The 10,748-nt window shown below is 44.2% G+C and carries 9 protein-coding genes; 3 read left to right on the plus strand and 6 right to left on the minus strand.

From position 1 onward, the window contains the following. Window positions 1-160: 160 nt before the first annotated feature. Both F6K63_RS15390 and F6K63_RS15395 read right to left on the minus strand, forming a co-directional pair. Window positions 161-1,066, minus strand: a complete 906-nt coding sequence (locus F6K63_RS15390; protein ID WP_044495335.1) for a S1 RNA-binding domain-containing protein — start codon at window positions 1,064-1,066, stop codon at window positions 161-163. Window positions 1,067-1,143: 77 nt separating this feature from the next. Further along, window positions 1,144-1,887, minus strand: a complete 744-nt coding sequence (locus F6K63_RS15395; protein ID WP_008190223.1) for a dienelactone hydrolase family protein — start codon at window positions 1,885-1,887, stop codon at window positions 1,144-1,146. A gap of 989 nt (window positions 1,888-2,876) precedes the next feature. Between F6K63_RS15395 and F6K63_RS15400 the strand changes: the two genes are divergently transcribed. Beyond that, on the plus strand, window positions 2,877-3,863 hold the full coding sequence (locus F6K63_RS15400; protein WP_008190220.1) for a GntR family transcriptional regulator: 987 nt from the start codon (window positions 2,877-2,879) through the stop codon (window positions 3,861-3,863). 765 nt (window positions 3,864-4,628) lie between these two features. Next, window positions 4,629-5,840, plus strand: coding sequence for a type IV pilus twitching motility protein PilT (locus F6K63_RS15405; protein WP_008190218.1), 1,212 nt, complete (start codon window positions 4,629-4,631; stop codon window positions 5,838-5,840). A gap of 307 nt (window positions 5,841-6,147) precedes the next feature. Here F6K63_RS15405 and typA read toward each other — a convergent pair whose 3' ends face one another. The 4 genes from typA to F6K63_RS15425 form a co-directional block, all read right to left on the minus strand. Beyond that, window positions 6,148-7,950: a translational GTPase TypA gene (typA, locus tag F6K63_RS15410; RefSeq protein WP_008190216.1), complete on the minus strand. Its 1,803-nt coding sequence runs from the start codon at window positions 7,948-7,950 to the stop codon at window positions 6,148-6,150. 130 nt (window positions 7,951-8,080) lie between these two features. Then, window positions 8,081-8,293, minus strand: a complete 213-nt coding sequence (locus F6K63_RS15415) for a hypothetical protein (RefSeq protein ID WP_131826878.1) — start codon at window positions 8,291-8,293, stop codon at window positions 8,081-8,083. A 77-nt stretch (window positions 8,294-8,370) separates the two neighbouring features. Further along, window positions 8,371-10,134 carry a peptidoglycan-binding domain-containing protein gene (locus F6K63_RS15420; RefSeq protein ID WP_287251080.1) on the minus strand — a complete coding sequence of 588 codons (1,764 nt, stop codon included), beginning with the start codon at window positions 10,132-10,134 and terminating at the stop codon, window positions 8,371-8,373. 175 nt (window positions 10,135-10,309) lie between these two features. Further along, window positions 10,310-10,477, minus strand: coding sequence for a hypothetical protein (locus F6K63_RS15425; protein ID WP_154659963.1), 168 nt, complete (start codon window positions 10,475-10,477; stop codon window positions 10,310-10,312). A 90-nt stretch (window positions 10,478-10,567) separates the two neighbouring features. Between F6K63_RS15425 and F6K63_RS15430 the strand changes: the two genes are divergently transcribed. Next, a partial coding sequence (locus F6K63_RS15430; protein ID WP_287312615.1) for a helix-turn-helix domain-containing protein occupies window positions 10,568-10,748 on the plus strand: 181 nt, incomplete at its 3' end.

Below are 10,748 nucleotides of genomic sequence, written 5' to 3' on the forward strand. Positions count from 1 at the left end.
AGTAATCGCTTACTTTTAGGTGCGACCCGTGGCGAATTTAATTCGACGACTGTAAGCGCACCTTTGACTTCTGACTTCTAATTTCTGACGCTAAGCGTAGCGCTATAACAGTCAACAGTCAACAAGAAACAAAAAACATGATCGATTCAAACGACCTAACTTATGCTTGTAATAGTTTTTGCCTAGCACGTTCAGCACGAGCTGGAGCACTAGCCATTACCTCTGCCATCTTTTCGAGCATTTCTCCTGGGTAATTTTCTAAAACCCTGGTAGACATAGAAATACGACCTTTGCCTTCATCCAAGTTAATAATCATTACCTGGATCACTTGACCGATTTCAAACACTTTGGAGAGGTCTTCAACGAAACTTTGGCTTACTTGCTTAATGTGCAGCAAGCCATTGGTTTGATTAAAGTCCACAAACACACCAAAGGGCTTGATCGCAGCTACTTTACCTTCCACTAATTGTCCCACTTCTAGCTCAGAGAAAGTAGCAGCACGCACAGCTTCCCGCTGAGAAAGCACTAGCTTCTTGCGATCGCGATCAGCTTCTAGGAAATTGACTGTTAGTTTCTGACCAATCAAGGAATCTAGATTGTCGTGCTGACTCAAGTGCGATCGCGGAATGAATCCCCGCAATCCCCGCACATCCACGGTGACACCACCTTTATTCACTCCAGAAACCCGGACATCTAATGATTTTCCATTCTCTTGGAGTTCAACTAACCCATCCCAAACTTGCTTAATCTCCAGCTGACGCCGGGAAAGGGTAACTTGACCATCAGCATTTTGCTCCCGAATAATCAGGAAATCCATTTCCTCATTCAAGGGCAGTACTTCCGACCAATCCAGATCCGATTCTAAGGAAACTTCACTAATTGGTAGATAAGCCAGGGACTTACCACCGATGTCTACATAAGCACCATCGCTTTCGTAGTTATGTACTCTGCCACGTACCACCTGTCCCTGTTTAAACTCATAGTCGTATTCTTCTAGGGCTTGAGCAAAATCATCCATAGAAAAGGATGAATTGCTGGTGGTCGAAGAGGTTGATTTTGAATTCATGATGATTAACGGTTTAAAATCAGTAATGATTTCTGATATAGGAGCAGCTGCTTAAAAAGTTGGGAGCCGGTGACAGTTTAGTCAAGTTTTTCCCTAAACAGCTGCAAAACGTTTTGCCAAGCATCAGTAGCTGCTTTTTCATTGTAGCTAGCCCGTTGGTCACAGAAAAATCCGTGGTCTGCTCCATCGTAACGAAAGACACGATAATTAATTTTATTTTTCTCAAGAGCAGCCTCAATCTGATCAACCTCTTCTGCTGGAATGCTAGCATCTTCCATCCCAAAGAAACCATAGAGTGTACCGTTAATCTCTGGTGTGCGAGTAATCGTTGGTTCACCACCGCCAGGAGTCATGGTAGTAATCCCAGCACCATAGAACGAAGCAGTAGCTTTAATATCGGGTAAGGTAGCAGCCAGATAGGCAACATGACCCCCGAAACAAAAGCCAATAGAGCCGATGGGGTTATCTTGCACAGGGGTTTGACTCCTCAGGTAACCGATGGCCCCTTGGATGTCTCCCAGGAGTTCCGCTGCTCTGGTTTGTTCCTTGTATTCCTTGCCAATGTTAATGTCTTCAATGGTGTAACCTGTCTCAAAGCCTGGAGCAAGGCGTTGATAGAGTGCGGGAGCGATCGCAACATAGCCTTCTTTCGCAAATCGTTCTGTGATATCCCGGATATGGCCATTCACCCCAAAAATTTCTTGCAGCACCACAATTCCAGGAAGAGGTGTTTCTGCCACCGGCATTGCCAGGTAAGCTGCTATGTCTAGATCACCATTGACCACCTTGACGGTAATGCTACGAATTTCCCTATGTGTCATAATCGATTTGGAAGGATGTGAAGCTCTTGCTTGGCAGTTATAGATGCTAAGCTAAAGGTTTTCTTGGCTTTCTGAATTCAGCGCCAATTCTACAGCAGTAGCTTAACTCTAAATTATACCTGTATTTAATAAATAAATAATAAGTTTATTAACTAGTTTACTTAATTGGAGAGTTCAGGATAGTCCAGATTATTACTTTACCATCTATTAATTTTTATTGATTTTTATTGATTTTTATTGATTTAATTATTTGGGAGCTAAATCCGTTATAATTGGCTGATTTTTTTTCAGCTATCAGCTATCAGCTATCAGCTATCAGCTATCAGCTATCAGCTATCAGCTATCAGCTATCAGCTATCAGCTATCAGCTATCAGCTATCAGCTATCAGCTATCAGCTATCAGCTATCAGCTATCAGCTTATGGGCTACAGATGGTGCTACAGATGGTGCTATCAGCTATAGCGCTTTTTATCCTCATGAGGTACACATATTTTATTTTTTTACCTCTTCCCTCTTCCCCTCCTGGGAGGGGTTAGGGGTGGGTTCCTCTTCCCTCTTCCCTCTTCCCTGCTCCGAACGCGCCCCGCGTGGCCTACGGCCTCAGTCCCTGCTCCGAACGCGCCCCGCGTGGCCTACGGCCTCAGTCCCTGCTCCCTAAAACCCAAAAACTTGTACCTGACTAGATTAAAAACAGCTATATCAGCTATCAGCTAATGCTCTAATTGAGTTGCTACAGATGGTGCTATCAGCTATCAGCTGACGGCTGAATGCTTACTACCGAGACTTTGAATTGCTTCAAATCTCGAACTATTAAATTATTCCAAATGAAGTTTATTTTAAGCTGACGGCTGACCGCTGACCGCTGACCTTTGGCTGATAGCTGAATGCTTACATTATAGCTGAAGTGGATAGCCAAATTTGACCGAAAAGTTTAAAATCTAAAATTTACCATATAATAGTGATAAACAGGGGATTTTGGAGACTCTGTAATGGTTCAGTATCATATTCAACAAGATAGTGAAATACCTGCCTCGAAGCAGCTATTTGACCAAATTCAGTTTGCGATCGCATCCCGACAATATTCCCCAGGTCATAAACTGCCCAGTACTCGTCAGCTAGCCATGGAGACGGGTTTGCACCGCAATACCATCAGCAAGGTATATCGGCAGTTAGAAGAAACAGGACTAGTAGAGTCCCATGCTGGGTCAGGCATTTATGTTAAGGCACAGGGTCATGAAGGGGGTAATCGACGTCAGGTTGGCATTCTTAACCAGTTTTCCCCCGAAGCTTACAAGGTTGTTCAAGATAGCCTCAATCAACTTCTCGGACAAGGTTGCTCCCTTAACCAAGCTAGGGAACTATTTTTGTCGGAGATTGACTGGCGGTTACGGTGTAGCGCTAGGGTACTGGTGACAGTAGAGTCACGAGATCTTGGTGCTGGAGAATTGATGGTGCAGGAGTTAGAACAATCCTTGGGAATCCCGGTGCAGTTGGTGCCAATGGAAGAACTCTCAGAAGCTTTGGATCAAACTCACTCGGCTACAGTAGTTACTAGTCGCTATTTTATCGGTAAAGCAGAAGCGATTGTTGCCCCTAAATCTGTCCGTGTCATCCCTGTTGATATTTATGACTATGAGCCAGAACTTAAGCTAATTAAGAATCTCTCCAAAGGTAGCCGTTTAGGAGTGGTTAGCATCAGTTCTGGGATTTTAAAAATAGTAGAAATTATTATCCATAGTCTACGGGGAGATGAGTTGTTAGTGATGACGGCTCAGATCAAGGACAACTACAAACTAAAAGCTCTGGTTCGCAGTTCCCAGATAATTATTAGCGATCAGGCAAGTTATCAAAGTGTTAAAGATGCCATATTAGCCGCTCGTGAAGATATTATTCGACCACCCAAGGTGATCCGTTGTGAAAACTATATTGGTAGCAAATCGATTAATCTGCTCAAACGGGAACTGGGTTTGGGTTAACTTAAAGGTTTGATGGGATTAAAGCTATGGGATATTATGGATTATACCGCTAAAAATATCAAAATCAAAATATATTGTCCAGTAAACCGTTTTATAACATTAACTCCATCAGCTCAATTAGCTAGTTTAAATTAACTCCTTTAACTTAACTAAAGCAATTAATTATTCGTAAAATCACTGGACTTTTTAAAAACTAGCTCCAACTCTCGTCCCTTCTGCCTTCTACCTTCTGCCGTAAGCATTTAGCCGTCAGCTATCAGCTAGCTATCAGCTAATGCGCTACAGATGGTGCTACAGATGGTGCTATTGAATCAGCTATGCAGAGGTGCGACCCGTGGCGAATTTAATTCGACGACTGTAAACGCACCATTACCGACCTGCGGGGGTTTACCCCACTCACGCTTGGCATCAAGACAACAGGTAAGCATTGCTTTAATCTGAGTTACGTCAGCTGACCGCTGTTCGCTTAGCGTGAGCTAAAAGCTCACGGCTGACCGCTGATAGCTGAATACTTACGCTTAAGTTCTGCTACCTAAGGCTATATATTATAAAATTTAATTAGATCAGATCTAGGTGATGTCTGACAGCAATATCAAAAACCTAGCTGGATTAGTGTGAAAACTTTTTATATAAAGTAAAATTTCTCTAGGGTTGTTCTTTGGTTGGATCACAAGCAACCGAAATTAACTGCCAACAAGAAGATCAGCAAACATCAACGCCCCGACCCGATCAGTCCAGCAAGGGTATCCCTAGGTACATCATATTATGAAGAACACGAATTCTGGTGTAGGAGTGCAAATTGATCAAGAGCCTCAAACTTTCCCATCACCACTTAAACCAGTAGTAGAACTTAACCAGAACCTTAGTCATTCCCCTTCTATCGAGCAAATCGTCGCAGAGGCTCATGGTCACAAAGCTTCTGACATTCATATTCGAGTGGGACAGGTCCCCAGATTTAGGATTCGGGGCAAGATGTATGTGGCTAAACGTCATACCAAGGTCACAGTGGAAGTCTTTGAGGCATACCTCAATGAGATTCTCACTCCGGCTCAGAGGAAGCAGTTTGCTGAAGCCAAAGAACTGGATACTGCTATTTTTTACCCTGGCTTAGTGCGCTGTCGGGTGAATTGTTTTGACTCCCTAAACGGCGGAGCCATTGTGCTGCGATTAATCAGCCTTGATGTTCCTTCAATCGATGATTTAACTCTACCGCAAGTTTTCAAAAAAATAGTTAGCAGGGGTCAGGGAATTATTTTAATTACCGGTCCGACAGGATCAGGTAAATCAACCACTCTTGCGGCTATGATTCGCCATCTCAATGAAACAGAGTACAAACATATTGTTACGATTGAAGACCCGGTTGAATATGTCCACCGCTCCCGAAAGTGCCTGATTAGTCAGCGAGAAGTGGGATTGCACACCCATGAGTTTCACCACGCTCTGCGGTCTGTGTTACGGGAGGATCCCGATATAATTCTAATTGGGGAAATGCGCGATCGCATCACAGTTGATACTGCCCTGCAAGCTGCCCAAACCGGTCATCTGGTCTTGGGTACTCTACACACTCGCAATGCCATCAGCAGTATTAACCGTCTGTTGAATCTCTACAATCCTGATGAACAGTCAGCGATCCGCATCCAGATTGCTGAGTCCCTGTTGGCAGTTATTGCCCAACTCTTAGTACCAACCATCGATAAGGGTCGGATTGCGGTTCATGACATTTTAATCAATACCCCAACTGTACAGGATTACCTGCTTAAGGGAGAAGATGTGGATGTGTTCCGACTGATGGAAACTGAAACCATTGAAGGGATGCAAGTGATGAATCAGGCTCTCTACAACTACCTAATTGATGAAAAAATCACACCCACCGAAGCCCTTAAAGTGTCTCCTGATCCCCAGGCTTTGATACGCCAGATGCGCACTGGTGGTATAGATGCTTCCGCCTCGGCTCGTGATTGGATGAATGAAGGTTAGGAGGTTGTCTGTCAGAATTTAGAATTAAGAATGAAGAATTTAGAATGTAGCATTTAGAATGCAGAATTTAGAATGAAGAATGAAGAATGAAGAATGCAGAATGCAGAATGAAGAATGCAGAAGGCAGAAGGCAGAAGGCAGAAGGCAGAAGGCAGAAGGCAGAATGGTGAATTCCCAATTCTAAATTCTAAATTCTAAATTCCCAATTCTACATTCTTAATTCCCAATTCTACATTCTTAATTCCCAATTCTACATTCTTAATTCCCAATTCTACATTCTACATTCTTAATTCTACATTCTTAATTCTTACCTTTTACCTTGCTTCGCCAACTTCTTCTTAGACAGCTTCCGCAAACGAACTGACTGAGGTGTAATCTCTACCAGTTCATCGGGTCCAATATACTCCAAAGCCCGTTCCAAACTCATCTCCACTGGGGCTTGTAACTGCACTAATTCATCCCCAGTCGCGGAACGATGGTTAGTTAACTGCTTAGTTTTACAGACATTTAGATCTAAATCCTGAGGACGATTGTGTTCCCCAATAATCATGTTTTTGTAAACCTTGGTGCCTGGTTTAATAAAGAATACACCACGGTCTTCTCCATTTTTAAGGGCATAGAAGGTAGCCATCCCTTCTTCAAAGGCTACAATTACTCCATTGCGGCGAGTCTCTAATTCCCCAGTCATGGGACGATATTCTAGGAAGCTATGATTCATGATACCTTCACCTTTGGTCAGGCGAAGGAAGTCCCCCCGGAAACCGACTAAGCCACGGGCAGGAATCACAAAATCGATTTGGGTGCGACCATTGGCACCTACTTGCATATCTTGCATTTCCCCTTTGCGCTGTCCCAAACGCTCGATACAGCTACCAACCGCTTCTTCTGGTACATCTAGCACTAGATATTCAAAGGGTTCACAAGGTTGACCATTGACTTCCCGGTAGATCACTTGGGGTTGGGAAACTTGGAACTCATATCCTTGGCGACGCATGGTTTCGATCAGAATACCCAGGTGTAGCTCTCCACGACCAGATACTAGGAATTTATCGGGGGAGTCAGTGGGTTCTACCCGTAGTGCTACGTTTGTTTCTAATTCTCGGAATAAGCGATCGCGTAATTGTCGCGACGTTACAAAGTCCCCTTCCTTACCGGCAAAGGGCGAATCATTCACGCAGAAGGTCATTTGCAAGGTAGGCTCATCTACCTTAATTAGGGGTAAGGCTTGGGGTTCATTGGGACAAGTAATGGTTTCACCAATATTGGCATCAGCAAACCCAGCTACTGCCACGATATAACCAGCTGATGCTTCTTTTAGGTCAACTCGCTTGAGTCCTTCAAATCCCATCAACTTGGTAACTTTTGCCTGAACTATGTCCCCAGTATCCTTAACTAAAGCAGCTTGTTGACTGGCCTTAATAGTTCCGTTGTGAATTCTGCCAATCACAATCCGACCTAGGTACTCGGAATAGTCCAAGGTGGTGACTTGTAGTTGTAGGGGCTTAGCAGGGTCTCCTACTGGTGGCGGAACATGATGCAAAATTGCTTCAAACAGTGCCTGCATATCTACCGCTTCTGCATCCAAATCTTCTTTGGCGTAGCCTTGTAGACCGGAGGCAAATAGGTAGGGAAACTCACACTGGTCATCGTCTGCTCCTAATTCTAGGAACAGATCCAGGACTTTGTCGATGGCACCATAAGGGTCGGCTTGGGGTCGGTCAATTTTATTGACCACTACAATCGGGCGCAGTCCTTTTTCCAGAGCTTTTTTCAGGACAAATCGGGTTTGAGGCATTGGTCCTTCATTCGCATCCACAATTAGGATGCAGCCATCCACCATACCCAATACCCGCTCTACTTCTCCACCAAAGTCAGCGTGACCGGGAGTATCAACAATATTAATTAGGATGTCTTTGTACCGAACGGCGGTATTCTTAGAAAGAATAGTAATACCCCGCTCCCGCTCTAAATCGTTGGAGTCCATCACGCAGTCTGGAATGTCTTCCCCTTCGCGGAAGATACCGGATTGTTTGAGTAGAGCGTCAACTAGGGTAGTTTTGCCGTGATCGACGTGAGCGATAATAGCAACGTTGCGAATTGGGAGAGTCATACCAGCGCCTGGAAATAGGTAGCAGCAGTTAAAATTTTTTCTAAAGATTTCTTAATAATTCTAGCTTATCTTGGCAAGACCCGAAGAAAAATAGCTGATGCCGGACTGGTAGCATCCGGCTAAGCTAAACCTATGTATAGCAAAGGGAGTAGGGAGTAGGGAGTAGGGAGTAGGGAGTAGGGAGTAGGGAGTAGGGAGTAGGGAACTTCAGATTAAAAATTATCACAATTGATTTAGGTACCCTATCAAATTTATGCACTTTTGAGAAATTTGCGTTCGCGTAGCGTGGCCTACGGCCAATCGCTTTTAGCGGAAGCTTCGCTTCATCGCGTAGCGTGACCAAAGGTCAATCTTTGCTGCTGGTGCCATCAGTTGAGAGTTACCTGTAACTGTAGGCTTACTCGGTCAGTCCTGAATTGATTAACTGCTGACACTGGTAAGCGATCGCGTTTCAGTGGATACCTTCTTCTGGCTTTCAACCGGGGGCTGAGGAGGTGCTGACTCGTTCTCAGCCTTCAAACGCAGAGTAAAGGATTTATCAACATAGATACCTTTGGAATCAGTGCGACGGACAATCACGGTATGGCTGGTGTCTGTTTTGAAATTCATCAAGCTTTGCTCGGTAAGAGCCAGTTTATTCTCCGTCAACATAAACCGCCCGCCAGCATCATCAATTAATGAGTAGGTATACCGTTCTCCTGTTTTTGGGTTAGTCGGGGATAGGATACCAACTACAGTTCCTGGTTTCATCTGCTCAGGGATAGGTTGATCAGCTTGGTCAGACTTTTGGGCTGTTCGGCGGACATTTTCCTGACTTGTGCTGGTATCTTGGTGATGGTTTTGGTTAGCTAAGCTAGCGTTTTGAGCAAGGCGATACAGGTCAGTAAAGAAGTTATTGAGAGGTTGAATCCGCCCCTTAGCTGCTTCGACTTCGACTAAGTCACTGTTGGTCAATTCTTGAATAACGGACGATATAGAAGGGTGGGTAAAACTGTAGAGACCTTCCGCAGGAGATTCCAAAACAGCTGAGAAAGATAGATTCTCTTCACCGATCGATGGTGGTGATTGTTTAAATTTAATCTGATCTAAGGGCAAGAACAACGTAGAGGATTTAGCCAAGTTTAGCTTAGCTGTATTTTCCTTACTATCCTCAACTTGTATCGGTAAACTATTAGGGCTTGTTGCCACTGGGCTGGTGAACAGAAGTAGACCATACTTCCCTAAGCTTAAGTCTTGATTGTTTTGCTCTACAGTTTCCTCTATAGCATCAGTTTCAGAGACTGTTTCAGGGGTTGAGGATTGGTCTATCTCGCTCTCACTGATGGTAGTTAGCAAATCATCCATTGAATAGATGTTTGATTCGCTATCTTCTATGGGCACAATATTGTCAGGTTGCCCTGTTTTTGTAGAGGATTTTCCTATCCTCAGCCGAATCGGAAGCCGATGATAGTTTATCTGTAGTACAATTACTCCCCATCCTCCAAGAGATACCACTGCCCAGCCAAACAACCATAGGTATAGTGGTTTATTGGAGAGGGCGTTCAAGGGGGTTGAACTAACCGATTGATTTGCTAAGGGAGACTCTGCTGTTGAAATAAAATTATCAATGATAGTATCCTGGAGTTCCCCTCTAGTTTCTGGCTGATTTGGGGAAATCTCGATCAACTCCCTCTCTTGGCTAGCAGATAAGGATTCTGAGTGCAATCTTTGTAGAGTGATCCAGCTTATTGGTCCAACAATACCATCCGCATTCAACCCTTGTGCTTGCTGGAATGTAGAGACAGCAGCAAAGGTATTGGAGCCGTATACACCATCCACTGGCTGTTGGTAGTATCCCAACTCTTGCAGTATAGTTTGTAGTCTAGTGACAACTTCCCCTTGGCTACCCAAACGCACTGTTGGGGGCAAGGCTATTTCTTCTGAATACCTTCCCTGGACTGTTTTGAGATTACTGAATCGAGAGTTTTGAGCAAATGCGATCGCTTCTGGAGCACTGATGCTATTGGGGGGTTTCCACTGCCCAGGGGCTTGGTTGAGCTTCTCAGTGGGCATGCAGATACTGCTGTGACTGTAGTTAAGACTAGCAGTGGCATTTTTGCAGTGGCTGTAGGCTAGTAGTAGGAGAGTTGAGGGGTCAGGCATATAGCGTTTGTATCTAGGTTGCAAACACGCTTCTTGCTGCAAAAGGCAAGAGGCAAGAGGAATTCCCCCTAACCGCCCTCAATCAGGGGAGGAGGCAAGAGGGGGAAGAGATCGGGAGTTTTATTCGACAATAAAAAAAGACCTCCTAGGTTTACATCTGATCGAGAAACGCTATAGACAGCACTTTAGTCTAGTAAGCTTTGCAGAATTTATTTTGTTAACCCGGATATTTTGGTGATGAGATTTGTAAAGTTTTGTAAACTATGGTAAAGGGAGCAGGGAGTAGGGAGCAGGGAGTAGGGAACAGGGAACAGGGAGTAGGGAGTAGGGAGTAGGGAGTAGGGAGTAGGGAATAGGTAATAAGGAAAAAATCTCTGTACCTCATAGCTATTAAAAACGCTATATATAGTAATCCTAAATGATTTTGAATAATAATGAGATATGATGGAATATAAGTTGACCCAGAAATATTCTCATGACTCTGGAAGAATTAATAGCTAGCAATCGGGATCCTAGAGAGCTAAAGCGAGCTTTAGCTGTCAAAATGCGAATTCAAGGACTCAAGCACCGAGAAATCCAAGCAGTGTTGGGAGTTCAATCGAGCTATATTAGTCGTTGGGAAAAACGCTATCGAGAGGAAGGATGTTCTGGCCTGA

The organism is Moorena sp. SIO1G6 (genome assembly GCF_010672795.1).
In the GTDB taxonomy this organism is placed as follows: domain Bacteria; phylum Cyanobacteriota; class Cyanobacteriia; order Cyanobacteriales; family Coleofasciculaceae; genus Moorena; species Moorena producens.

What these genes read in the sequence shown, in the direction of transcription:
- F6K63_RS15395 (WP_008190223.1), bottom strand. Translation starts at nt 1,887, where the DNA reads ATGACACATAGGGAAATTCGTAGCATTACCGTCAAGGTGGTCAATGGT.
- F6K63_RS15405 (WP_008190218.1), top strand. Translation starts at nt 4,629, where the DNA reads ATGAAGAACACGAATTCTGGTGTAGGAGTGCAAATTGATCAAGAGCCT.
- typA (WP_008190216.1), bottom strand. Translation starts at nt 7,950, where the DNA reads ATGACTCTCCCAATTCGCAACGTTGCTATTATCGCTCACGTCGATCAC.
- F6K63_RS15425 (WP_154659963.1), bottom strand. Translation starts at nt 10,477, where the DNA reads ATGAGGTACAGAGATTTTTTCCTTATTACCTATTCCCTACTCCCTACT.
- F6K63_RS15390 (WP_044495335.1), bottom strand. Translation starts at nt 1,066, where the DNA reads ATGAATTCAAAATCAACCTCTTCGACCACCAGCAATTCATCCTTTTCT.
- F6K63_RS15400 (WP_008190220.1), top strand. Translation starts at nt 2,877, where the DNA reads ATGGTTCAGTATCATATTCAACAAGATAGTGAAATACCTGCCTCGAAG.